At 67.0% G+C, this 23,751-nt stretch carries 18 protein-coding genes, 1 tRNA gene, 2 rRNA genes and 4 pseudogenes; 16 read left to right on the plus strand and 9 right to left on the minus strand.

The features are described from left to right. Positions 1–8: 8 nt before the first annotated feature. From AV541_RS00760 to AV541_RS00775, 4 genes are all read right to left on the minus strand, one after another. On the minus strand, positions 9–851 hold the full coding sequence (locus tag AV541_RS00760; RefSeq protein WP_060384020.1) for a carbohydrate ABC transporter permease: 843 nt from the start codon (positions 849–851) through the stop codon (positions 9–11). Then, positions 848–1,723 (minus strand): carbohydrate ABC transporter permease, encoded by an 876-nt coding sequence (locus tag AV541_RS00765; RefSeq protein ID WP_060384021.1) that lies wholly within the window; start codon positions 1,721–1,723, stop codon positions 848–850. Before AV541_RS00765 ends, AV541_RS00760 begins: the two co-directional genes overlap by 4 nt. 50 nt (positions 1,724–1,773) lie before the next feature. Then, positions 1,774–3,063, minus strand: coding sequence for an ABC transporter substrate-binding protein (locus AV541_RS00770; protein WP_008634018.1), 1,290 nt, complete (start codon positions 3,061–3,063; stop codon positions 1,774–1,776). A gap of 83 nt (positions 3,064–3,146) precedes the next feature. Beyond that, positions 3,147–3,794 (minus strand): transposase, encoded by a 648-nt coding sequence (locus AV541_RS00775; protein ID WP_224065233.1) that lies wholly within the window; start codon positions 3,792–3,794, stop codon positions 3,147–3,149. On the opposite strand from AV541_RS00775, the gene AV541_RS11835 reads away from it, so the two are divergent. The 10 genes and pseudogenes from AV541_RS11835 (at position 3,736) to AV541_RS00825 (ending at position 13,337) form a co-directional block, all read left to right on the plus strand. Beyond that, entirely contained in the window at positions 3,736–3,921 is a 186-nt protein-coding gene (locus AV541_RS11835) for a hypothetical protein (RefSeq protein WP_223966770.1), read from the plus strand. The genes AV541_RS00775 and AV541_RS11835 overlap by 59 nt on opposite strands. A 338-nt stretch (positions 3,922–4,259) precedes the next feature. Beyond that, positions 4,260–4,466: a cold-shock protein gene (locus AV541_RS00785; RefSeq protein ID WP_008634012.1), complete on the plus strand. Its 207-nt coding sequence runs from the start codon at positions 4,260–4,262 to the stop codon at positions 4,464–4,466. Between the two features lie 56 nt (positions 4,467–4,522). After that, positions 4,523–5,278 carry a 5'/3'-nucleotidase SurE gene (gene surE, locus AV541_RS00790; protein ID WP_060384022.1) on the plus strand — a complete coding sequence of 252 codons (756 nt, stop codon included), beginning with the start codon at positions 4,523–4,525 and terminating at the stop codon, positions 5,276–5,278. After that, positions 5,275–6,000, plus strand: a complete 726-nt coding sequence (gene pgeF, locus AV541_RS00795) for a peptidoglycan editing factor PgeF (protein WP_060384023.1) — start codon at positions 5,275–5,277, stop codon at positions 5,998–6,000. Before surE ends, pgeF begins: the two co-directional genes overlap by 4 nt. A 32-nt stretch (positions 6,001–6,032) precedes the next feature. Next, positions 6,033–6,517, plus strand: a pseudogene (locus AV541_RS00800) (YqeG family HAD IIIA-type phosphatase). Next, positions 6,514–9,183: pseudogene (gene pilB / locus AV541_RS00805) on the plus strand (type IV pilus assembly ATPase PilB). The pseudogenes AV541_RS00800 and pilB overlap by 4 nt, the downstream one beginning before the upstream one ends. Positions 9,184–9,195: 12 nt before the next feature. Beyond that, on the plus strand, positions 9,196–10,281 hold the full coding sequence (locus tag AV541_RS00810) for a type IV pilus twitching motility protein PilT (RefSeq protein WP_060384024.1): 1,086 nt from the start codon (positions 9,196–9,198) through the stop codon (positions 10,279–10,281). 10 nt (positions 10,282–10,291) lie between these two features. Continuing rightward, entirely contained in the window at positions 10,292–11,701 is a 1,410-nt protein-coding gene (gene gatB / locus AV541_RS00815; RefSeq protein ID WP_060384025.1) for an Asp-tRNA(Asn)/Glu-tRNA(Gln) amidotransferase subunit GatB, read from the plus strand. Between the two features lie 5 nt (positions 11,702–11,706). Further along, positions 11,707–12,708 carry a phosphoribosylformylglycinamidine cyclo-ligase gene (gene purM / locus AV541_RS00820; RefSeq protein WP_008634005.1) on the plus strand — a complete coding sequence of 334 codons (1,002 nt, stop codon included), beginning with the start codon at positions 11,707–11,709 and terminating at the stop codon, positions 12,706–12,708. Next, entirely contained in the window at positions 12,705–13,337 is a 633-nt protein-coding gene (locus AV541_RS00825; RefSeq protein WP_008634004.1) for a histidine phosphatase family protein, read from the plus strand. The genes purM and AV541_RS00825 overlap by 4 nt, the downstream gene beginning before the upstream one ends. Before the next feature lie 33 nt (positions 13,338–13,370). On the opposite strand, the gene AV541_RS00830 is transcribed toward AV541_RS00825, so the two are convergent. The 5 genes and pseudogenes from AV541_RS00830 to AV541_RS00855 form a co-directional block, all read right to left on the minus strand. Then, positions 13,371–13,446, minus strand: a tRNA-Gly gene (locus tag AV541_RS00830). Between the two features lie 12 nt (positions 13,447–13,458). Continuing rightward, positions 13,459–13,575, minus strand: a 5S ribosomal RNA gene (gene rrf / locus AV541_RS00835). An 84-nt stretch (positions 13,576–13,659) separates the two neighbouring features. Beyond that, a 23S ribosomal RNA gene (locus tag AV541_RS00840) occupies positions 13,660–16,571 on the minus strand. Between the two features lie 138 nt (positions 16,572–16,709). Beyond that, positions 16,710–17,800: pseudogene (locus tag AV541_RS13450) on the minus strand (ISAs1 family transposase). Positions 17,801–17,849: 49 nt separating this feature from the next. Beyond that, positions 17,850–18,497, minus strand: a complete 648-nt coding sequence (locus tag AV541_RS00855) for a transposase (RefSeq protein ID WP_224065233.1) — start codon at positions 18,495–18,497, stop codon at positions 17,850–17,852. On the opposite strand from AV541_RS00855, the gene AV541_RS11850 reads away from it, so the two are divergent. The 6 genes and pseudogenes from AV541_RS11850 to AV541_RS00885 all read left to right on the plus strand — a co-directional run bounded on the left by AV541_RS11850 (position 18,439) and on the right by AV541_RS00885 (position 23,717). Next, positions 18,439–18,624, plus strand: coding sequence for a hypothetical protein (locus tag AV541_RS11850; protein WP_223966770.1), 186 nt, complete (start codon positions 18,439–18,441; stop codon positions 18,622–18,624). The two genes, AV541_RS00855 and AV541_RS11850, sit on opposite strands and share 59 nt — an antisense overlap. Positions 18,625–18,921: 297 nt before the next feature. Continuing rightward, positions 18,922–19,584: a PspA/IM30 family protein gene (locus tag AV541_RS00865; RefSeq protein WP_008633982.1), complete on the plus strand. Its 663-nt coding sequence runs from the start codon at positions 18,922–18,924 to the stop codon at positions 19,582–19,584. Between the two features lie 43 nt (positions 19,585–19,627). Beyond that, positions 19,628–20,272 (plus strand): hypothetical protein, encoded by a 645-nt coding sequence (locus AV541_RS00870; RefSeq protein WP_060384026.1) that lies wholly within the window; start codon positions 19,628–19,630, stop codon positions 20,270–20,272. Between the two features lie 8 nt (positions 20,273–20,280). Beyond that, positions 20,281–22,127, plus strand: a pseudogene (gene dxs, locus AV541_RS00875) (1-deoxy-D-xylulose-5-phosphate synthase). Continuing rightward, complete coding sequence (locus AV541_RS00880; RefSeq protein WP_060384027.1) at positions 22,114–22,728, plus strand: MBL fold metallo-hydrolase; 615 nt, start codon at positions 22,114–22,116, stop codon at positions 22,726–22,728. Before dxs ends, AV541_RS00880 begins: the two are co-directional and overlap by 14 nt. Continuing rightward, positions 22,725–23,717, plus strand: coding sequence for a hypothetical protein (locus AV541_RS00885; protein WP_008633977.1), 993 nt, complete (start codon positions 22,725–22,727; stop codon positions 23,715–23,717). The genes AV541_RS00880 and AV541_RS00885 overlap by 4 nt, the downstream gene beginning before the upstream one ends. Positions 23,718–23,751: the final 34 nt, after the last annotated feature.

Genomic DNA, 23,751 nt, shown 5'->3' on the forward strand with positions numbered 1-23,751 from the left:
TCAGGCCCCTAGCCCTTCACCGCCCCCGCGGTGAGGCCGGCGACGATCCTTTGCTGGAAGATGAGGACCAAGACCACCAGGGGCACCGTGACCACCACGCTCGCCGCCATGATGGAGCCCCAAGGGATCTCAAAGGGCGTGGCCCCGCCGAAGCTGGCGATGGCGGGGGGGACGGTCTTCACCGAGTCCCCCACGGTGAAGGTGAGGGCGAAGAGGTACTCGTTCCAGGCGGCGATGAAGGCGAGGAGGCCCGTGGTGACGAGGCCGGGCCCCGTGAGGGGGAGCATCACCTTGAGGAGGGTCTGGAGGGGCGTCGCCCCGTCCACGTAGGCCGCCTCCTCCAGCTCCCTAGGAAGCCCCTTGAAGTAGCCCACCAGCACCCAGACCGTGAAGGGCAGGGTGAAGAGGAGGTAGGTGAGGATGAGGCCGAGGTGGGTGTTGAAAAGCCCCGTTTGGCGCAGAAGGAGGAAGAGACCGCCCAAAACCGCAATCTGGGGAAACATCGTCATGGAGAGGACGATGTACATCACGGCGTTTTTGGGCGGGAAGGGAAGCCTCCCCAAGGCGTAGGCGGCGAGGACGCCGAGGACCAAGGAGAGGAGGGTGGCCCCCCCGGCGACGATGAGGGAGTTGAGGAGGTTGCGGCCAAAGTTGGCCTGAAGGAAAACGTTCTCGTAGTGCTCCAGGGTAAAGGGCACGGGGAGGAAGCTGGGGTCGGGGGAGAAGAGGGCGTCCGAGGGCTTGAAGCTGGAGATCACCGCCCAGTAGAAGGGGAAAACGCTGTAAACGACGACGAAGATCACGAGGAGGTAGAAGAAAAGCCTTCCCAGAAGGCGGCTTGCGCGTCTCACTTCAACGCCTCCTTCCCGATGGTGCGCATATAAAGAAGGACGAAGACAAAGATGATTACGAGGATGGCCACGCTGATGGCCGAACCATAGCCCAGGTCCTGAAAGTCAATCAGGGTCTGGCGGTTGTAGACGGCCAGAGTGCGGGTGGCGGGGTTCACGCCGCTCATGACGAAGACCACGTCAAAGACCCGGAGGGCGTCCAGGGTGCGGAAGATGAGGGCCACCACCAAGGCGGGGGTGAGGAGGGGCAGGGTGATGCTCCAGAACTGTTGCCACCTCGAGGCCCCGTCAATGCTCGCCGCCTCGTAGAGCTCCTCGGGGATGAGCTGGAGCCCCGCCAAAAGCAGAAGGGCCATGAAGGGGGTGGTCTTCCACACGTCCACAGCGATGATGGCGGGCAGGATGAGCTCGGGCCGGGCCAGGAAGGCCACCTTCTGGGAAAGGAGGCCCAGCTTGACCCCGATGACGTTGATGACCCCGTAGACGTCGTGGAGCATCCACTGCCACATCTTGGCCGAGACCACCGTGGGGATGGCCCAGGGGATGAGGATGGCGGTGCGCACCAGGCCCCGGCCACGGAAGTTGGAGTGGATGATGAGGGCGATGGCCAGGCCCAAAACCGTCTCCAGGCTCACGGAGACCACGGTGAACTTGAGGGTATTCCAGAGAGCCTGGCGGAAGTCGGGATCTTGGAAAAGGAGGAGGTAGTTTTCCAACCCCACGAACTCCGGGGGTTCCACAAAGGCGATGTCGGCCTTGAAGAAGGACCAGTAGAAGACCTGGGCCAGGGGGTAGCCCGCCACCAGGACCACCACCAGGAGCGTGGGCAGGACCAGAATCCAGGCCAAACGGACCTGTCTTAGGGTGAGCATGGCCTTGGGGTGAACCCGGGGAGGCCAGGCCTCCCCGGGAAGGCGAGGGGCTAGCGGAGGATGCGGCGGATGCGGGCCTCGAGGTCCCGCACGGCCTGCTCGCCCTTCTTCCTGCCCGTGAGGGCGCTGTGCACCTCGGTCCAGATGGCCTCGGACACCTGGTTGTACCGGGCCCCGGCCACGTCGGAGGGGCGGGAAACGGCGTTTTGGAAGACGGGCAGGAGGTCCCGGAACCAGGGGTTTTTGGCCAGGACGTCCCGGTCGGCGTAAAGGGCGGGCCGGGTGGGCAGGCGGGAGAGGCGGACGGCGTTGTCCTTCTGGACCTCGTAGGAGGTCAGGTACTTGACCAGGTCCACGGCCTCCTTGGGGTAGCGGCTGTAGGCGGAGACCATGAGCTGCCAGCCGCCCAGGGTGGCGGCGTTGGGGGCGTCCGCCGAGGCCTTGGGCAGGACCGTGACCCCGAACTTGCCCCGGATGGGGCTTCCCTCCGCCTGGCCCAGGGCGTAGGCGTAGGGCCAGTTGCGCATGAAGAGGCTGTTCCCCTGTTGCCAGACGTTCCTGGCTTCCTCCTCGGCGTAGCTGGTGACGCCTTGGGGGGCGATGGTGCCCACGAAGCGGCGCACGGTGTTCAGGGCCAGGGCAGCACGGCTGTTGTTGACGCTGATGGTGCCGTCTGGTTCAATGATGCGCCCGCCCTTGTGGGAGTAGATCCACTCCAGGGCGTTGCAGGTCAGGCCCTCGTAGGCCTTGCCCTGGAAGACAAAGCCCCAGAAGTCCCGGTTGCCCGCCCGGCGCTCCCCTTCCATAACCCGCTGGGCCATCTGCTCCAGCTCGGCCCAGGTGCGGGGCAGGTTCTTGAAGCCGTACTTTTCCAGGAGGTCCTTGCGGTAGTAGAGGATGCCGGCGTCGGTGAAGAAGGGCAGGGAGGTGAGCTTCCCCCGGATGGTGTTGTTCTGGACGATACGGGGGAAGAACTCCCGAAGTTCCGCCTCCGTGAGGTAAGGCTTCAGGTCCAGGGCGTGGGGCGCCACGATGCCCGGCCAGATGACGTCGATCATGTAGACGTCCACGTCCGGGCTCTTGGCCGCCCAGTACTGCTGGTAGAGGGCCAGGCGGTCGTTGGTGTCCGCCGGGGAGTCAATGTACTCCACCCGGGTGCCCGTCTTCTTCCCCCAGGCCTCCACCATCTCCTTCATCCAGCGGCCGCCCTCCCCCACGGCGGTGGAATCCCCGGCCACGCGGATCACGGGGCCGGACTGCGCCCGCACCAGGGCGGGACCCAGAACGAAGCTTGCCGCCACGCCCACGCCGAGCTTCTTCAAAAAGGTCCGCCTTTGCATACCGCACCTCCTTTGGAAGCTATTCCATCGCGATTATAAAGCCCCTTTAAAGGAAGCGTCAAGGGGGGGAGGGGTGGGCTTGCCTAGTAAATTGCCTTGTACCCCGGAGGGGGCGGGAGAAGGGAGAGAAGAACCCTAAGGCCGTAGGCGATGAGCTCCAAAAGCGCCCGCGCCATGGCCGTCCAAGGCTTCCGCTCCCAAAGGTACCCCCCACCCAGCCGCGTCTTCATCCCCCCAAACACCCCCTCCACCACCCCGCGAAACCGGTACACCTCGGGGTCCCACCCCTCCCGCGCCCGCACCCGCGCCTCCTCCCTGGCCTCGCCCCCGCCCCGAAGCCGGATCACCGGCCGCACCCCCGCCTCCCCCAAAACCCCCCACACCTCCTTCCCGTCAAACCCCGCGTCCGCCAAAAGCCACCCCCGGGAAGGAGGAAACCGCCTCAGCACCTCCCCCCCAAGCCGGGGGTCCGGGGCGTAGCCCTCCCCCACCACTCCACCCCAGGGCCACAAGAGCCGCCTCTCCCTATCCCACCGCATCAGGGCCAGAAGCCGCGCGTGCCCCCGCACCCGCCGCACCTCCTTCCCCCGACGAAAGCGGAGAAGCCGGTCCTTGCTCCGGTAGGCCAGCCCCGTGGTGTCCATGAGGTAGAGGGGGGGAAAGCGCCGCCAGGTGTGCCGGCGCCTCGTCCGAAGCCGCTTCGCCTTCCGGCGAGGACTCCGGGGCGAGATGGGCCTCCAGTTCCCGGGAAAGCCTCTCCAGGAGGGCCTCAAGGAGTTTGGGGTCCAGGTGCTTGAGGGCGTAGCGGGCCAGGGACTGGTGGGAAGGGAAGGGGCCTTCCATCAGGTCCTGGAGTGAGGCCTCCGTCTCGCGGTAGGTGAGGTGGAAGAAGGCGCGGAAGAGAAGGAGGGCCAGGTAAAGGGCGTGGCTGTAGCGCCAGGGGCGGCCCCGCTTGCCTTTGGGGGTGGGAGGGGCCACCTCCCGGGCCAGGCGCAGGCAGTGTTCCAGGACCTCCTTGGGGCTTGCCTCCCTGCGAAGGAAGCCTCGCTTGCCCATCAGGAGAGAGATATACACCCGTCCTCCTGACCTTTGCAAGGCAAGCCCCGGGAGGGGTTGACTTTTGCTTGGGCGCGTGAAACAATAAGTTACTTTCCGAAGCCAAAGATGGGTTTGGAAAGGGATTTGAAGGAGTAGGCATGAACAAAGGCATCGTAAAGTGGTTCAACGCGGAAAAAGGCTACGGTTTCATCCAGCAGGAGGAAGGTCCCGACGTGTTCGTACACTTCTCGGCCATTGAGGCCGATGGCTTCCGCACCCTGAACGAGGGGGAGCGCGTGGAGTTTGAGGTGGAGCCGGGCCGCAACGGCAAGGGCCCCCAGGCCAGGCGGGTTCGGCGCCTCTAACAGGCGGGCTGCCCTAAGCCCCCCAAGTGGGGGGCTTTTTCTATCATGGAGGGGCCATGCGCATCCTGGTCTCCAACGATGACGGCATCTTCTCCCCGGGCATCAAGGCCCTCGGCCTTGCCATGCGGGCGCTGGGGGAGGTGTTCGTGGTGGCCCCGGACATGGAGCAGTCGGCCGTGGGCCACGGGATCACCGTCCGCCGCCCCTTGCGTTTCAAGCACACCCAAAGCGCCGGCTTCGGGGAGATCCCCGCCTACCGGGTGGACGGTACGCCCGCCGACTGCGTGGTCCTGGGCGTCCACCTCCTGGGCCGGCCGGACCTGGTGGTCTCGGGGATCAACCTGGGGGTGAACCTGGGCCTGGACCTCACCCACTCGGGGACGGTGGCCGCGGCCCTCGAGGGGGCCTCCTTGGGGATCCCCTCCATCGCCTTCAGCCTGGACACCTCGGGGGAAGTCCTGGACTTCCAGGAGGCCGCCCGCTGGGCCCTCGCCATTGCCCGGGCCGTGGGAGAACGGGGCCTGCCCCCGGGGGTGCTCCTCAACGTGAACTTCCCCGCCTCCAAACCCAAAGGCCTCCGGGTCACCCGCCTCTCCACCCACCGCTTTGAGGATCAGGTGGTGGAGCGGCTGGACCCGGAGGGCAAGCCCTACTACTGGATCGCCGGCACCCCCGCCGGGGAGGAGGAGGAGGGAACGGACCTCTGGGCGGTGCGGCGGGGATACGTTTCCGTGACCCCGGTGAGCCTGGACCTCACCGCCCACGGCTTCCTCGAGGCGCTTTCAGGCCTTCTGGAGGGGGTGGCCTCGTGACCCTCCTGCGCACCCCCCTCCCGGTGCCCCACGGCTTCACCACCCGGGAAGGCGGGGTCTCCGAGGGGCCCTTCCGCAGCCTCAACCTCTCCGCCGCCACCGGGGACGACCCCGAGAGGGTAGCCGAGAATCAACGCCGGGTGCTCGTGGCCTTCGGCCATCCGCCCGTGGCGGGCCTCCGCCAGGTCCACGGCACGGAGGTCCACCCGGTGGAGGGGCCGGGGCTTTGGGAGGGGGACGGCCTCCTCACCCGCACCCCCGGCCTCCTCCTCCGGGTGGGGGTGGCCGACTGCTATCCCCTCCTCCTCCACCACCCAAAGGGGGCCGTGGGGGCCCTGCACGCCGGCTGGCGCGGGGTGGTGGGGGGGATCCTGCCCAAGGCCTTGGAGCGCCTCGAGGCGGTCTACCGCCTGGACCCCACGGAGGTCCACCTGGCCATCGGCCCCGGGATTGGGGGAGCGTGCTACCAGGTGGGCGAAGAGGTGGTGGCCCGCTTCGCCGAGGCGGGGCTTTTCACCTTCCGCGAGGACCCCGCCGCCCCGGGGAAGTACCTCTTGGACCTGGAAAAGGCCCTCCTCCTCCAGGCCAAAAGGGCGGGGCTTAGGGAGGAGCGGATCTACCGGGTGGGGCTTTGCACCCACTGCGCCCCCAACCTCTTCTCCCACCGCCGGGACCGGGGAAGGACGGGCAGGATGTGGGGCCTCGTCATGCTTCCCCGTTAAGGCACACAAGGGGCCCGTGGCACAATGGAAGCATGCTCTTCCCCCGGGAGGTCCTCCCCTCCCTCCTCCACCTGACCCCGGCGTGGCTTAAGGCCCGGGGCCTCAAGGGGGTGATCCTGGACCTGGACAACACCCTCCTCCCCTACGGGGAGGAGGACCTGCCGGAGGCCTACCGGGCGTGGCTTTCGGACCTGAAGGGGGCGGTTCCCGTCTACCTCCTCTCCAACGCCCTCCCCGAGCGCTTCGCCCGGGTGCAGCGCCTCCTGGACCTCCCCGGCCACGCCCCCGCCCTCAAACCCTGGTTCGGCTTCCGCAAGGCGCTCAAAGCCCTGGGCCTGCCCGCCCGGGAGGTGGCGGCGGTGGGGGACCAGGTCTTCACCGATGTCCTCGGGGGCAACCTGGTGGGGGCCTACACCGTCCTGGTCCCCCCTTGCGGGAGCAGGAGTTCTTTTACACCCGTTTCATACGCATGCTGGAAGCTCCCTTTAGGAGGCCTCGAGGGGGTGTGACGAGATGAGCGTGCTCACCATAGGGGACAAAAGGCTCGGGGCGGCCCTGTTGGACGCCGGCCTCCTCACGGACGAGGAGCTGCAGCGGGCCTTGGAACGGCACCGGGAGGTGGGGGGCTCCTTGGCCGAGGTCCTGGTGGACATGGGCCTCCTCTCCGAGCGGAGGATCGCCCAGACCATTGAGGACCGCTTCGGCATCCCCCTGGTGGAGCTCCACCGGGTGGAGATCCCCCCAAGGCCAAGGCCCTCCTCCCCGCGGAAAAGGCCAAGGAGCTCAAGGCCATCCCCTTTGCCTTGGACGAGGAGGCGGGGGTGGTGCGGGTGGCCTTCCTCAACCCCCTGGACACCCTGAGCCTCGAGGAGGTGGAGGACCTCACGGGGCTCGTGGTGGAGCCGTACCAAACCACCAAAAGCGACTTCCTTTACGCCCTGGCCAAGCACTACCCGGAGCTTGGCCTTCCCGTCCCCCGCCGCCTTCGGGCGAGGGCCAAAAGGACCTCATGCTCGGGGAGTTCCTCCTGAAAAAGGGGCTGATCTCCCGCGAGGCCCTGGAGGAGGCCCTGGTGGAACAGGAGAAGACGGGGGACCTCCTCGGGCGGATCCTGGTGCGAAAAGGGCTTCCCGAGGAGGCCCTTTACCGGGCCTTGGCGGAGCAGAAGGGAATGGAGTTTCTGGAAAGCGCCGAGGGAATCGTCCCCGACCCCTCCGCCGCCGCCCTCCTCCTCCTCCGCTCCGACGCCCTGCGCTACGGCGCCGTGCCCATCGGCTTCCGAAACGGGAAGATAGAGGTGGTCCTCTCCGACCCACGGCACAAGGAGGCGGTGGCCCAGCTCCTCAAGCGGCCCGCCCGCTTCTACCTCGCCCTCCCCCAGGCCTGGGAGGAGCTCTTCCGCCGGGCCTACCCGCAGAAGAACCGCCTAGGGGAGGTCCTGGTCCAGGAGGGCAAGCTCTCCCGGGAGGCGCTAAAGGAAGCCCTGGAGGTGCAGAAAGGCCTGCCCCGGACCAAGCCTTTGGGGGAGATCCTGGTGGAGCTCGGCCTCGCCCGCCCCGAGGACGTGGAAGAAGCCCTCAAGAAGCAGCGCCAAGGGGGGGAAGGCTGGAGGACACCCTGATCCAGTCGGGAAAGCTCAAACCCGAGGCCCTGGCCCAGGCGGTGGCCACCCAGCTGGGCTACCCCTACGTTGACCCCGAGGAGGATCCCCCCGATCCCGGCGCCTCCCTCCTCCTCCCGGAGGACCTCTGCCGCCGCTATGGGGTCTTCCCCCACCGCCTCGAGGGGAACCGCCTCGTCCTCCTGATGAAAGACCCGAGGAACATCCTGGCCCTGGACGACGTGCGCCTCGCCCTCAAGCGGAAAGGCCTGAACCACGAGGTGGCCCCGGCGGTGGCCACCGAGGCCGCCATCACCAAGCTCATCGAGCGCTTCTACGGCAAGGCCGAGCTCTCGGAGATCGCCAAGGAGTTCGCCCAAAAACAGGTGGTGGAAGAGGCTCCAAGTCCCCTGGAGCTGGACGAGAGCGCCGCCCAGAAGTTCGTGAAGCAGGTGATCCGGGAAGCCTTCCTCCAGGACGCCTCCGACATCCACATTGAGCCCAGGCAGAACGACGTCCAGGTGCGCCTAAGGATTGACGGCGCCCTGCGGCCGTACAGCACCCTGCCCAAGGGGGCCCTGGGCCCGGTGATCAGCGTGGTCAAGATCATGGGCGGGCTCAACATCGCCGAGAAGCGCCTCCCCCAGGACGGCCGGGTGCGCTACCGGGAAGGGGCCATAGACGTGGACCTGCGGCTTTCCACCCTGCCCACGGTCTATGGGGAAAAGGCGGTGATGCGCCTCCTCAAGAAGGCCTCGGACATCCCCGAGATTGAGGACCTGGGCTTCGCCCCGGGGGTGTTTGAACGCTTCAAGGAGGTGATCTCCAAGCCCTACGGCATCTTCCTCATCACCGGACCCACGGGCTCGGGCAAGAGCTTTACCACCTTTTCCATCCTCAAGCGCATCGCCACCCCCGATAAGAACACCCAGACCATTGAGGACCCCGTGGAGTACGAGATCCCCGGCATCAACCAGACCCAGGTGAACCCGCAGGCGGGCCTCACCTTCGCCCGGGCCCTAAGGGCCTTCCTCAGGCAGGACCCGGACATCATCATGGTGGGGGAGATCCGGGACTCCGAGACGGCCAAGATCGCCACCGAGGCCGCCCTCACCGGCCACCTCGTCATCGCCACCCTGCACACCAACGACGCCGCCCAGGCCATCACCCGCCTGGACGAGATGGGGGTGGAACCCTTCAACGTCTCCGCGGCCCTCATCGGCGTCCTCTCGCAGCGCCTGGTGCGTCGGATCTGCGACCACTGCAAGGTGGAGGTGAAGCCGGACCCCGAGGTTCTAAGGCGCCTCGGGCTTTCCGAAGCCGAAATCCAAGGGGCCAGGCTCTTCAAGGGGATGGGGTGCGAGCGGTGCGGCGGCACCGGCTACAAGGGCCGCTACGCCATCCACGAGCTTTTGGTGGTGGACGACGAGATCCGCCACGCCATCGTGGCGGGGAAGTCGGCCACGGAAATCAAGGAGATCGCCCGGAGGAAGGGGATGAAGACCCTGAGGGAGGACGGCCTCTACAAGGCCCTCCAGGGAATCACCACCCTCGAGGAGGTCCTGGCGCGTACCATTGAGTAAAGGAGGAAAGCGATGGCCAAAGCCCCAGACGTGGTGGACCTTTTGACGCTCGCGGTGGAACGGGGGGCGAGCAACCTCGTGATCACCGTGGGCCTGCCCCCCATGATCAAGGTGGACGGGGAGTTCCACCCCACGGAGTACGAGCCCCTCACCCCCCAGGAGACCCGCCGCCTCATGTACGCCCTCATGGACGAGAAGCAACAGCGGATCTTTGAGGAGGAGAAAGAACTAGACTTCTCCTTCAACCTCCCGGGCAAGGGGCGCTTCCGGGTGAACGTCTTCCTGCAACGGGGAAGCGTGGGCGGGGTCTTACGGGTGGTGCCGAGCGCTGTGAAGAGCTTTGAGGAGCTCGGCCTCCCCAAGAGCATCGCCGAGATCGCCATGAGCCCAAGGGGCCTCGTCCTGGTCACGGGGCCCACGGGAAGCGGCAAGAGCACCACGCTGGCCTCCATGATCGACTACATCAACGAACGCAAAGCCTGCCACATCGTCACCATCGAGGACCCCATAGAGTTTTTCCACAAGCACAAGCGGGCCATTGTGAACCAACGGGAGATCGGCTCCGACACCAAGAACTTCCACCGGGCGCTCCGCTCGGTCCTCCGCCAGGCCCCCGACGTGATCCTGGTGGGGGAGATGCGGGACTACGAGACCATCGCCGCCGCCATCACCGCCGCCGAGACGGGGCACCTGGTCATGGGCACCCTCCACACCAACTCCGCTCCCGAGACCATTGACCGCATCGTGGACGTCTTCCCCGAAAACCAGCAGGAGCAGGTCAGGGTGCAGCTTTCCAACAACCTGGTGGCCGTCCTCACGCAACAGCTCCTGCCCAAGGCTTTTGGCGGCGGGCGGGTGCTGGCCTATGAGCTCATGATCGCCACCCCGGCCGTGAGGGCCCTGATCCGGGAGGGCAAGAGCCACCAGCTAAGGAGCGTGATCCAGACCGGGGGCCAGTACGGGATGATCACCATGGATGCCTGCCTCGCCGATCTGTACAAGCGCAAGCTCATCACCTACGAGATGGGGCTCGCCAGGGCCGTGGACCCCAAGGAGTTCATGAGGCTCGCGGGCGCGCCCGAGGGCGCCAGGCGGTAAACTTTCCCCGATGTACGAAGCCGTCATCGGCCTCGAGGTCCACCTGCACCTCAAGACCCGCACCAAGATGTTCTGCGGCTGCCAGGCGGACTACTTCGGAAAGGAGCCCAACACCCACACCTGCCCGGTCTGCCTGGGCCTCCCGGGCGCCCTCCCCGTGCCCAACCGGGTGGCGGTGGAGTACGGCCTCAGGCTCGCCCTGGCCTTGGGGGCCGAGGTGCCGGAAAGGCTCGTCTTTCACCGCAAGAACTACTTCTACCCCGATCTCCCCAAGAACTACCAGATCAGCCAGTACGACCTCCCCTTAGGCCGGGGGGGAAGCCTGCCCTTGGGGGAGCGAAGGGTGCGCATCAAGCGCCTCCACCTGGAGGAAGACGCGGGGAAAAGCCTTCACCTGGAGGGCAGGACCCTTTTGGACTTCAACCGGGCGGGAAGCCCCCTCATCGAGCTCGTCACCGAGCCCGATCTCAAGGCCCCCGAGGAGGCCAGGCTCTTCCTCCAGCGCATCCAGGCCCTGGTCCAGACCCTGGGGATCTCCGACGCCTCCCCCGAGGAGGGCAAGCTCCGGGCCGACGTCAACGTTTCCGTGCGGCGGGTGGGGGAGCCTTTAGGCACCAAGGTGGAGATCAAAAACCTCAACTCCTTCAAGAGCGTGCAACGGGCCCTGGAGTACGAGATCCGCCGCCAGACGGAGATCTTAAGGCGGGGGGAGAAGGTGAAGCAGGCGACCATGGGCTTTGAGGAAGGAAGCGGCAAAACCTACCCCATGCGCACCAAGGAGGAAGAGGCCGACTACCGCTACTTCTCCGAGCCCGACCTGCCCCCGGTGGCCATCCCCCGGGACTGGCTTGAGGAGGTGCGGCGAAGCCTTCCCGAACTCCCCTGGGAGAAGGAGGCCCGCTACCGCGCCCTAGGCATCAAGGAAAAGGACGCCGAGGTCCTGGCCTACACCCCCTCCCTCGCCCGCTTCCTAGACCAGGCCCTTCCCTTGGGCCTCGCCTCCCCCCAGGCCCTGGCCAACTGGCTCCTCGCCGACGTGGCGGGGCTTCTCCACGAGCGGGGCCTCCGCCTGGAGGAGACCCGGCTCTCCCCCGAGGGCCTCGCCCGGCTCGTGGGGCTCTTTGAGCGGGGAGAAGTCACGAGCCGGGTGGCCAAAAGCCTCCTCCCCGAGGTCCTCGAGGGCCAGGACCCGGAGGCCCTGGTGCGGGAACGGGGGCTCAAGGTGGTGGCGGACGAGGGGGCGCTCAAGGCCTTGGTGGCCGAGGCCATCGCCGCCATGCCCGAGGCGGCGGAAAGCGTCCGCCAAGGAAAGGTCAAGGCCCTGGACGCCCTCGTGGGCCAGGTGATGCGCAAGACCCGGGGCCAGGCCCGGCCCGACCTGGTGCGCCGCCTCCTCCTCGAGGCCCTTGGGGTAGGATAGGGCCGATGCGCTACGAGGAGGCCGGGGTCCACATCGAGGCCAAGGCCGAGGCCCTGAGGCGGGCCAGGGAGGCCATCGCCGCCACCTACACCCCCGAGGTCCTGCGGGGCATGGGGGCCTTCGGCGGGCTTTACGCCGCAAGCCGGCTCAAGGCCCTAGAGGAACCGGTTTTGGTGGCCACCACGGACGGCGTGGGCACCAAAACCCTCCTGGCCCTGGAAGCGGGGGACGTCTCGGGGCTTGGCTTTGACCTGGTCAACCACTCGGTCAACGACCTCCTGGCCCAGGGGGCGGAGCCCCTTTTCTTCCTGGACTACCTGGCGGCAAGCCGCCTGGACGAAGGGGTGTTGGCCGCCCTCCTCGCCTCCCTGGCCGAGGCCTGCCGAGCGCACGGCATCCCCCTCTTAGGGGGGGAAACCGCCGAGATGCCCGGCGTCTACCGGGAAGGCGCCTGGGATATCGCCGGCACCCTGGTGGGCGTGGTGGAGCGGAGCCGCATCCTCGGGCCCGAGCGGGTGCGGGAAGGGGACGTGCTCCTCGCCCTCCCCTCCTCCGGCCCCCACACCAACGGCTACTCCCTCATCCGCAAGGTGGTGGCGGGCCAGGACCTCTCCGCCCCCGTCCCCGAACTCGGCGAAAGCCTTAAAGAAGCCCTCCTCCGCCCCCACCGGGCCTACCTGAAGGAGTTCCGCCTCCTTTGGGAGGCGGGGGTGGAGCTCCACGCCGCCGCCCACATCACCGGCGGGGGCCTCCCGGGGAACCTGCCCCGGGCCCTGCCCCCGGGCCTCGGCGCGGAGGTCCGGCGGGGAAGCTGGCCCATCCCCCCCGTCTTCCCCTACCTCCAGCGCCTGGGGGGCATCCCCGAGGAGGAGATGTACCGGGTGTTCAACATGGGCTTGGGCATGGTCCTCGTCCTCCCCCAGGAAGCGGCCGAGGAGGCCCTGAAGCTGGTGGAGGGCTTCCTGGTGGGCCGGGTGGTCCCGGGAGAGGGCGTCCGCCTGGTATGAAGGAGATCTGGTACGTCCGCCACGGGGAGACGGAGTGGAACGCCCAGCGGCGCTTCCAGGGGCACCTGGACATCCCCCTCTCCCCCGTGGGTATCGGGCAGGCCTTCCGCCTCGCCGAGCGCCTCAGCCGCAGCCGCATAAGCTTTGACCGCCTCTACGCCTCGGATCTGCGGCGGGCCCGCCAGACCGCCGAGCCCCTCGCCCAGGTCCTCGGCCTCCCCATCGCCACCACGCCTCTTCTCCGGGAGATCCACGTGGGCGAGCTCGCCGGCCTGACCCGGGCCGAGGCCGAGGCCCGGTTCCCCAGCTTCCTGGCGGAAGCGGCCGAGGACCCCTGGAACGCCCGCAGGCCCGGTGGAGAGAGCATGGCTGACCTGGCCCGAAGGCTTCAGGCCTTTCTGGAAGAGGTGCCGCCCGGCCGCCACCTCGTGGTCACCCACGGCGGCGTCATCCGCGCCGCCCTCAAGCTCGCCCTAGACCTCGCCGGGGACACCTGGCGCCGCTTCCACATCCAAAACACCTCCATCACCCGGATCCTCTACCCGGAAAACGCCGTGCTCACCGTGGCGGACGCCGCCCACCTGGAGGTGTGGGCCGACTGGCTCAGCGACGAGGACCTAAAAGGATAAACCCCCCAGGTCAAAACCTGGGGGTTTGGGTATTGGAGCGGGAGACGGGACTTGAACCCGCGACCCCGACCTTGGCAAGGTCGTGCTCTACCAACTGAGCTACTCCCGCGAAAGGGAAAATCCCCCGCACCGACCTACTCTCCCAGGCGGTCGCCCGCCCAGTACCATCGGCGCTGGCGCGTTTCACTTCCGTGTTCGGAATGGGAACGGGTGGTTCCACGCCGCTATGGGCACGGGGGATTCTGGTGTTTTGGGTTTTCAAAATCCCGCGCTGCGGGGGGGTAGGGGGTAGCTGGGGTGGGATGGGATGAGTGCGGATGGAGGGGTCAAGACCTCGGACGATTGGGACCGGTCGGCTCAACGCCTCGCGGCGCTTACACCCCCGGCCCATCCACCGGGTAGTCTTCCCGGGTCCTTACCGGCTTGACGCCGTGGGAGGCCTCATCTTGGGGCGGGCTTCCCGCTTAGATGCTTTCAGCGGTTATCCCTTCCGCACATGGCTACCCAGCTTATGCCCCTGGAGGGACAGCTGGGAAACCAGAGGTGCGTCCCTTCCGGTCCTCTCGTACTAGGAAGAGCCCCCCTCAAGCCTCCTGCGCCCGTGGCGGATAGAGACCGAACTGTCTCACGACGTTCTGAACCCAGCTCGCGTGCCGCTTTAATGGGCGAACAGCCCAACCCTTGGGACCTTCTTCAGCCCCAGGATGCGACGAGCCGACATCGAGGTGCCAAACCTCCCCGCCGCTGTGGACGCTCGGGGGAGATCAGCCTGTTATCCCCGGGGTAACTTTTATCCGTTGATCGATGGCCCTTCCACACGGGACCACCGGTTCACTAGGCCCGGCTTTCGCCCCTGCTCGGCTTGCAGGCCTCGCAGTCAGGCCCCCTTCTACCCTTGCGCTCTCCGGCGGATTTCCGTCCCGCCTGAGGGGACCTTTGGGCGCCTCCGTTACCTTTTAGGAGGCGACCGCCCCAGTCAAACTGCCCGCCAAGCGCTGTCCCCCCATCCGAGGGTTAGGCCCCCAGCCGCGCCAGGGTGGTATTTCACCGGCGCCTCCCCCCCACCCGGAGGCGGGGGTTCACAGGCTCCCACCTATCCTACGCAGGCGCGACCAAGAGCCAACACCAGGCTGCAGTAAAGCTCCACGGGGTCTTTTCGTCCTGCCACGGGTAGGCCGCATCTTCACAGCCAGTTCAATTTCACCGGGTCCCTCGCCGAGACAGCGCTCCGGTCGTTACGCTTTTCGTGCAGGTCGGAACTTACCCGACAAGGAATTTCGCTACCTTAGGACCGTTATAGTTACGGCCGCCGTTCACCGGGGCTTCGGTTCGGGGCTTGCACCCCTCCCCTTGACCTTCCGGCACCGGGCAAGCGTCGCTCCCTATACCTCCTCTTACGAGTTCGCAGAGAGCTGTGTTTTTGGTAAACAGTCGCCAGAGCCTGTTCACTGCGGCTCCCCGGGGCTCATCACCCCAGGGAGCACCCCTTCTCCCGAAGTTACGGGGCCAACTTGCAGAGTTCCTTGGCGAGGGTTCTCCCGCGCGCCTGAGTGCTCTTGCACCCGCCCACCTGTGTCGGTTTGCGGTACGGGTTCCCGCAGGTTGTGCTTAGAGGCTTTTCTTGGCTCCCTGGCTTCGGGGGGTTGTCACCCGTACGGGCTTCCCCACCACGCAGAGCTTGTTGGGAGGCGGATTTGCCTACCTCCCACCCTGCGCTTCTGGCCGGGCTCGTCCATGGCTCCGGTCCCCCTAGCCTAGAGCGTCCCCCCATCGCACCTGCGGGAAGGGCCGGAATATTAACCGGCTGCCCTTCGGCTACGCCTTTCGGCTTCACCTTAGGTCCCGCCTAACCCTACGCTGACGACCATTGCGTAGGAACCCTTGGGCTTACGGCGAGAGGGATTCTCACCCTCTTTATCGTTACTCATGCCGGCATTCGCACTTCCCTTACCTCCAGCCGCCCTCGCGGGTCGGCCTTCATCGGCATCGGGAACGCTCCCCTACCGTCTGGGGTCATCCCCCAGACCCGCAGCTTCGGCGCTGGGCTTAAGCCCCGATCATTTTCGGCGCGGCGCCACTCGACCAGTGAGCTATTACGCACTCTTTAAAGGATGGCTGCTTCTAAGCCAACCTCCTGGCTGTCTTCGCGGCGCCACATCCTTTACCACTTAGCCCAGACTTGGGGGCCTTAGCTGGCGGTCTCGGTTGTTCCCGCGCTCGGACGCGGACGTTATCGCTCGCGCCCTCACTCCCAGGCTCCACCTGGGACCCTTCGGAGTTTGACAGGGTTTGGTAGGCTGGTGGGCCCCCTAGCCCTATCAGTGCTCTACAGGCCCCAGTCAGCGCCTGAGGCTGACCCTAAAGTCATTTCGGGGAGAACCAGCTATCTCCGGGCTCGGTTAGCTTTTCACTCCTAGCCCCAGCTCATCCGAGGGGTTTGCATCCCCCACCGGTTCGGGCCTCCACTGGGTTTCACCCCAGCTTCACCCTGGCCAGGGCTAGCTCGCCCGGTTTCGGGTCCACGGCCGCGGACTTTGCGGGCCGCGTGCGGCCCGCTTGCGCCCTGTTCGGACTCGGTTTCCCTACGCCTCCGCCTCAACGGCTTAAGCTCGCCCACGACCGTGAGTCGCCGGCTCATGCTTCAATAGGCACGCCACAACCCCTTGCGGGGCCGTGACTGCTTGTAAGCCCACGGTTTCAGGCTCTATTTCACTCCCCTCCCGGGGTTCTTTTCACCTTTCCCTCACGGTACTGGTGCGCTATCGGTCACCCGGAGTACTTAGCCTTAGGCGGTGGTCCGCCCAGATTCCCCATGGCTCCACGAACCACGGGGTACTCGGGTACCCTCACCTATCCCCCCACCTTTCGCCTACGGGGCTTTCACCCTCTCTGGCGCTGCTTCCCAACAGCTTCGGCTAGGCTAAGGATTCGGTGTCCGAGGGCCCCACGACCCCGCCCGGACAAGCCGGACGGTTTAGGCTGGTCCCCTTTCGCTCGCCGCTACTCAGGGAGTCGATTTCTCTTTCCTCTCCTCTGGGTACTGAGATGTTTCAGTTCCCCAGGTTCCCCCCGCGCAAAAGCGCGGTGACCGGCGTTCCCGCCGGCCGGGTTCCCCCATTCGGACATCCAGGGATCCACGCCCGCTACCGGCTCCCCCTGGCTTATCGCAGGTAGCCACGTCCTTCATCGGCTCGGGTGCCGAGGCATCCACCGTGGGCCCTTACCATCTTGACCCCTCAAAGGACCCTCAAAGCCCTTCATCCACCCCAGCTTTCAAGATCCCCCGCTACCCCCCTCAGGGCAGCGCAATCCCTAAGTTAGCACCCCGGCTTTTCCTTGTCAACATCCCCCGGGCTTGCCCAGACTTGACCGCTATGCCGCATAGAGCCCCAGGAAGCGCAGGGCGGAGAGGGGGTTGAAGGAGAAGGCCTCCAAGGCCGCCTTCTTCTCCCTGACCCCTTGGCGGTGAAGCATGGAGACCAGAAAGGCCCGGAGGGCCGCCAAGACCTGTGCCCCCACCCCCCGCACCTGGCAGGCATCCTCGTGGAGGAGAACGTCCCGTACCCAAAAGGACCGGTTCTCTACCTCCCACCGGTAAAGGAGAAGCTCCCCAAGCCGCCTCGCCTCCGCCACCTCCGGCCCCAAGCTGGTGAGGGCGTAGCTCACCGTCCGCCGCACCTCCCCCGTCCCCTTGTGCCTCACCTCCCGCTCCATCCGCACCACCTGCCGGCACCCGGGAAAGGCCCGCACCTCTTCCGGCAGGTAGGGGGAAGCCCAAACCCGGTAGGTCCACACCTCCCCATCCCGCACCAGATTCCACACCGCCTCGGTCTCGCCAGGAAGCCGCCTCTCCTCCATGCCCTTGAACACCTCCAAGGCCCACTCCAAAAGTTCCCCCTGGTTAGCCTTCAGGACAAAGAGGTACGCCCCCCTTTTTGCACCACCTTCCCCGCTAACTCCGGGTACAGGTACCCCGCGTCCCCCACCACCACCTTCCCCTTGAGCCCCTCCGCCCCCAGGCGGTCCAGGAGCTCCAAAAGGGCTTGGTCCTCCCTCCCCTCCGCCCGGGCCTGGGCCAGGGTGGTATGGAGGTGCAGGGCCAGGACCTCCACCAGCTTCACCTGGGCGCTTTTCCCCTTGCCGCTTCCCCGCAGGTGCTTCCCGTCTACCACCAGGACTTCCCCAAGGTCGGCTTCGGGGAAGACCTGGAGGAGGGCCGCTTGGAGCTTTTCAGGATCCAGGCGGTGAAGGAGAAGGGTGATGGCGGTGTGGCCTGGGGCCTTGCGCAGGCCGAGGTGGGGCAAGAGGTGGGGGTTGGCGCGGGCGAAGCGTTCCACGCCCCTCAGGGAGTCCACGCGGGAAAGAAAAGCCACCAGGATGAGGGCCAGGAGGCCCCAAAGGGGGTACTGCCGGTTGCGGGCCCGAGGGTCGGGGATCTGGGACAGGGCTTCGCGCAGGGTCATGCCCCCTCTTTACTCCAGGAGCCGCATATAGGTCAAGTCTGGGGCTTGCCTAGTAAATTGCCTTGTACCCCGGAGGGGGCGGGAGAAGGGAGAGAAGAACCCTAAGGCCGTAGGCGATGAGCTCCAAAAGCGCCCGCGCCATGGCCGTCCAAGGCTTCCGCTCCCAAAGGTACCCCCCACCCAGCCGCGTCTTCATCCCCCCAAACACCCCCTCCACCACCCCGCGAAACCGGTACACCTCGGGGTCCCACCCCTCCCGCGCCCGCACCCGCGCCTCCTCCCTGGCCTCGCCCCCGCCCCGAAGCCGGATCACCGGCCGCACCCCCGCCTCCCCCAAAACCCCCCACACCTCCTTCCCGTCAAACCCCGCGTCCGCCAAAAGCCACCCCCGGGAAGGAGGAAACCGCCTCAGCACCTCCCCCCCAAGCCGGGGGTCCGGGGCGTAGCCCTCCCCCACCACTCCACCCCAGGGCCATAAGAGCCGCCTCTCCCTATCCCACCGCATCAGGGCCAGAAGCCGCGCGTGCCCCCGCACCCGCCGCACCTCCTTCCCCCGACGAAAGCGGAGAAGCCGGTCCTTGCTCCGGTAGGCCAGCCCCGTGGTGTCCATGAGGTAGAGGGGGGGAAAGCGCCGCCAGGTGTGCCGGCGCCTCGTCCGAAGCCGCTTCGCCTTCCGGCGAGGACTCCGGGGCGAGATGGGCCTCCAGTTCCCGGGAAAGCCTCTCCAGGAGGGCCTCAAGGAGTTTGGGGTCCAGGTGCTTGAGGGCGTAGCGGGCCAGGGACTGGTGGGAAGGGAAGGGGCCTTCCATCAGGTCCTGGAGTGAGGCCTCCGTCTCGCGGTAGGTGAGGTGGAAGAAGGCGCGGAAGAGAAGGAGGGCCAGGTAAAGGGCGTGGCTGTAGCGCCAGGGGCGGCCCCGCTTGCCTTTGGGGGTGGGAGGGGCCACCTCCCGGGCCAGGCGCAGGCAGTGTTCCAGGACCTCCTTGGGGCTTGCCTCCCTGCGAAGGAAGCCTCGCTTGCCCATCAGGAGAGAGATATACACCCGTCCTCCTGACCTTTGCAAGGCAAGCCCACATCCCCCCGGGTCTCCCAAGGGGTATACTTCGGGGCGAAGGAGGTTCCCATGACCCTTTGGGATCGGCTAAGCCGGCTCGTCCGCGCCAACCTCAACGACCTTTTGCGCCGAGCGGAAGACCCGGAGAAGATCATTGAGCAGGCCCTTTTGGACATGAAGCAGGCCCTCCGGGAGGCCCGGGAGCAGGTGGCGGAGGCCCTTGCGGAGCAAAAGCGCCTGGAGCGGGAAGTGGAGAGCCACGAGCGGGAAGCGGCCCTCTGGGAGGAGAAGGCCAGGGAGGCCCTGAAGGCGGGCCGCGAGGACCTCGCCCGGGAGGCGCTAAGGCGGAAGAAGCGGGCCTTGGACCTGGCGGAGGGCTTCAAAGCGCAGCTTTCCGAGCACAAGGCCCTCACCGAACGCCTCATGACCCAGCTCAAGGCCCTCGAGGCCAAAATCGACGAGGCCGAGGCCCGCAAAAAACTCCTCCTCGCCCGGAAGAAGGGAGTGGAGGCCGCCGAAACGGTACGGCGGATGGAGTCGCGCCTGGACCAGCACCCGGCCCTGGAGGCCTTTGAGGAGATGGAGGCGAGGATCCTGGCCATGGAGGACCGGCACCAGGCCCTCGAGGCCCTGGACCAGGCCGACCTGGAGAAGGAGTTCCAGGCCCTCTCCGCCGAAAAGGAGGTGGAGGAAGACCTCCTTCGTCTGAAGCGGGAGCTCGGACAGGCGTAGACCGTGGCCCAGACCCAAGACCCAGGGAGTAAACTTCCCTAGGATGAAGCGGTACCTTATGGCCCTCGCCCTTCTCGTCGCCGCCTGCGCCCCCCAGGTCACCCAGGCCCCGGAGGTTCGGCCCGAGCTTCGGGCGGAGGCGTTTTACCCCGCGGCCACCGGGCTAGAGTGGAGCTACCTCCTGGAAGGCGAGCCCCTCTCCAACCCCCCCTACCGGGTCCGGGTGGAGGGCCCCGCCGTGTTCCAGGGGGAGGAGGTCTTGAGGTTCCGGAGCTTCGGCCGGGGGGAGAACCGGGTCTACTACCGAGGGGTGGGGCCCTTCGGCGTGCGCCTTTTCGGCTTTGAGGACCCCTCGGCCCGGGTGGTCTTCGCCCCGCCCATCCCCGAGTACCCCCCGGAGGGGCTCCTCGCCGTGGGCTACCGCTGGGGCGGGGAAAGCGAGGTCAGGGCCACCCTCCTCATCCCCCAGGGGGAGAAGCCTTTGGCCTCGGGGCGGCTCGCCTACACCTTTGAGGTCCTGGAGGAGAAGGAGGTGCGGGTGCCCGCAGGGGTGTTCCGCGTCTTCCGCATCCGGCAACGCTACCGGGACGAAAAGGGCGAGACCCTCTACGAGGTCTGGTTCGCCCCCAAGGTGGGGGAGGTCCGGACCCGGGAGGGGAGGCTTCTTACGGACCGCAACTTCCGGTGAGGTGCGCCATGATCTTGGACAAGGTGAACAGCCCCGAGGACCTGAAGCGCCTGAGCCTGGAGGAGCTTCTCCTCCTGGCCGAGGAGATCCGGAGCGAGATCATCCGGGTCACGGCGCAAAACGGCGGGCACTTGGCGAGCTCCCTGGGGGCGGTGGAACTCGTCCTCGCCCTGCACCGGGTCTTTGACTCCCCCAGGGACCGGATCCTCTTTGACGTGGGGCACCAGGCCTACGCCCACAAGCTCGTCACGGGGCGCAAGGACCGGTTCCACACCCTGCGGAAGGAAGGGGGGATCTCCGGGTTCACCAAGGTTTCCGAGTCCCCCCACGACGCCATCACCGCGGGCCACGCCTCCACCTCCCTCGCCAACGCCTTGGGGATGGTCCTCGCCCGGGACCTCATGGGGGAGGACTACCACGTGGTGGCGGTGATCGGGGACGGGGCCTTGACGGGGGGATGGCCCTCGCCGCCCTCAACAAGATCGGGGAGCTCCAAAAGAGGATGCTCATCGTCCTCAACGACAACGAGATGAGCATCTCCGAGAACGTGGGGGCCCTCAACAAGTACTTCAAGGAGCTTCAGATCAGAAAGTGGGTCCAAGACGCGGAGAAGCTGGGGAAGAACATCCTGGAACGCATCTCCCCCCAGCTCTTCGGCCTGGTGGACCGGGCCAAGGAGGCGGCGAAGCTCATCCTCCACCAGGAAAACCCCTTCTACGCCTGGGGGATCCGGTACATCGGCCCGGTGGACGGGCACGACCTCAAGGGGCTCGTCCACATCCTGGAGCACCTCAAGGCCCTGGACGGCCCCACCCTCCTCCACGTGGTCACGAAGAAGGGGAAGGGGTACAAGGTGGCCGAGGCCGACCCCATCTACTGGCACGGTCCCCCGGGCTTTGACCCCAAGAAGCCGGAGAAGGTGTCCAAGGGGTACACCTGGAGCCAGGCCTTTGGGGACGCCGTCACCGAGCTCGCCCACATGGAGCCCAGGCTCTTCGTCCTCACCCCGGCCATGCGGGAGGGCTCGGGGCTCGTGCGCTACTCCCTGGAGCACCCGGAGCGCTACCTGGACGTGGGGATCTGCGAGGACGTGGCGGTGACCACGGCGGCGGGGCTTGCGCTACGGGGGATGAAGCCCATCGTGGCCATCTACTCCACCTTCCTCCAGAGGGCCTACGACCAGGTGATCCACGACGTGGCCATTGAGAACCTCCCCGTGGTCTTCGCCATTGACCGGGCGGGGATCGTGGGGGCCGACGGGGCCACCCACCACGGGGTCTTTGACATCGCCTATCTGCGCACCGTCCCCAACCTCCAGATCGCCGCCCCCAAGGACGCCCTGGAGCTTCGGGCCATGCTGAAAAAGGCCCTGGAGGTGGGAGGCCCCGTGGCCATCCGCTACCCCCGGGACAACGTGGAGCGGGCCCCCGAGGGCGTCTGGCCGGAGATCGCCTGGGGCAAGTGGGAGGTGCTGAAGGAGGGCACGGAGGCCTACATCCTGGCCTTCGGCAAGACCCTGAGGTACGCCCTCGAGGCCGCCGGGGACGACCCCAGGGTGGGGGTGGTGAACGCCCGCTTCCTTAAGCCCCCGGACCGGGAGATGCTGAGGGCGCTCTCCCGCTACAAGCTCCTCACCGTGGAGGACCACCAGCGGATGGGAGGGTTTGGGAGTGCCGTGCTGGAGGCCCTGAACGAACTGGGCCTGAAGCCCGAGGTCCAGATCCTCGGCCTTCCCGACCGCTTCTTTGAGCACGGGGCGATCCCGAGCCTCCACCGCCAGGCGGGCATTGACGCCGAGGGGATCCGGAAGGCCCTGGCGGCGATGGGGGTGGCCTTGGTGCATGAACGGGCCTGAGGTTCTGCGCTTCGCCGCCAACCTCTACCGCATCCCCCTGGAGGAGGGCTACTTCCTGGTGGACGCCGGGCTTCCCTGGGAGGCAAGAAGGCTCCTTTCCCTCCTCCAGGAGCCCCCCAAGCTCCTCTTCCTCACCCACCACCACCTAGACCACGCCGGGGGGGCGAGGGCCCTTTGGGAGCGGTATGGGGTGCCCGTCTTCGCCCACCCCCAGGAGTGGCCCTACCTCACGGGGGAAAAGCCCCGCCCTCCCCTGCCCATCCCCCTTTTGGGCAGGCGGCTTGCCAACCTGGCCCCGCCCCTCCCTAAGGAGGCCCTGGTGCCGGCGGAGGAAGGGATGGAGCTTTTCGGCTGGCGGGTGGTCCACCTCCCGGGGCACACCCTGGGGCAGGTGGGCCTCCTGCGGGAAGGGGTGCTGGTGGCCGGGGATGCCCTGCGGGGCCGGGGGCTTCCCCCCCACTTCATCAACGAGGACCACGCCCTGGCCCAGAAGACGGTGCGGAAGATCCTGGACCTGGGGGTGGAAAGGATCCACATCGGCCACGGAAGGCCCCTCTCCCGGGACGAGGTGGAGGCTTTGGCCCGTAGACTGGGGGTATGAAAAAACTCCTCGCCCTCTTCTCCCTGGGCCTCCTGGCCCTGGCCCAGGAGGTGGTGGTTTACCCTGGCTTCGCCGAGGTCAAGGAGCCCGTGGTCCTGCCCCCTGGGGCCTGGGTCTATCTGGCGGGGGAGAAGCTTTCCCGCACGGCCCCGGGCTCGCTAAGGCTCCTGGGAGTGGAAGAGGTGGAACGGGTCTACCAGGGCACCGCGGTCCTCTTCCGCTACCGCGGGGAAGGGCCAGCCACCTTGCGCTACCTCTACACCGGGCTTTCCGGAGAGGTCTTCTACACCCTGGAGGAGGGCCGCCTCACCGCCTGGGCCCGGCTCAAGCTGGAGGGGGAGGCCTTCGAGGCCCAAAAGCTCACCCTCCTGGCGGGGGAAGCCCCCCTGCTGGAGGCCAAGGCCGCCCCGGGGATGGCCCTACGCGCCCTGACCGAAGCCCCCGGAGAGACCCCCTTTGGCCTCTTCCGCTACGAGCTCCCTCCCCGGAGGATAGAGGCCGGCCTCACGGAAATCCCCTTCCTCAGGGCGGACGTGGCTCTAGTGCGCCTGCTGCGCTACCAGGGCCCCTTTCGCACCGACCGCCTTTTACCCCTGGAACGGGGGTACCGCTTTACGGCCCCCTTCCCCCTGGCCCCTGGAAGCCTGGAGGTGGTGGAAGGAGGCCTCTTCCTTGGCCAGGCCCCTCTTCCCGGTACCCCCAAGGGGGAGTGGGCGGAGGCGTGGCTGGGGCGGGACCTCGAGGCCCGTCTGGAACGCCGGGTCAGCCTTCTGAACCAGGGGGAGAAGGAGGCCACCTACCTGGTGGAAACCCGCCTGGAAAACCCCTACCCTTACCCCGTGACCCTGCTCCTTGCCGAAAGCCTCCCCAAGCCCTTCCGCCTGGACTTCCCCGGGGCCAACCGCTTACCTGAGGGCTACCGCCTGGAACTCCCCCTAAAACCCCAGGAGGCCAAAACCCTCACCTACCGCCTCACCCTTTCCCGCTAGGGACACCTGCCCTTCCCCCCTTCCCTATGTTAAG

It is taken from the genome of Thermus parvatiensis (genome assembly GCF_001535545.1).
Lineage (GTDB): Bacteria > Deinococcota > Deinococci > Deinococcales > Thermaceae > Thermus > Thermus parvatiensis.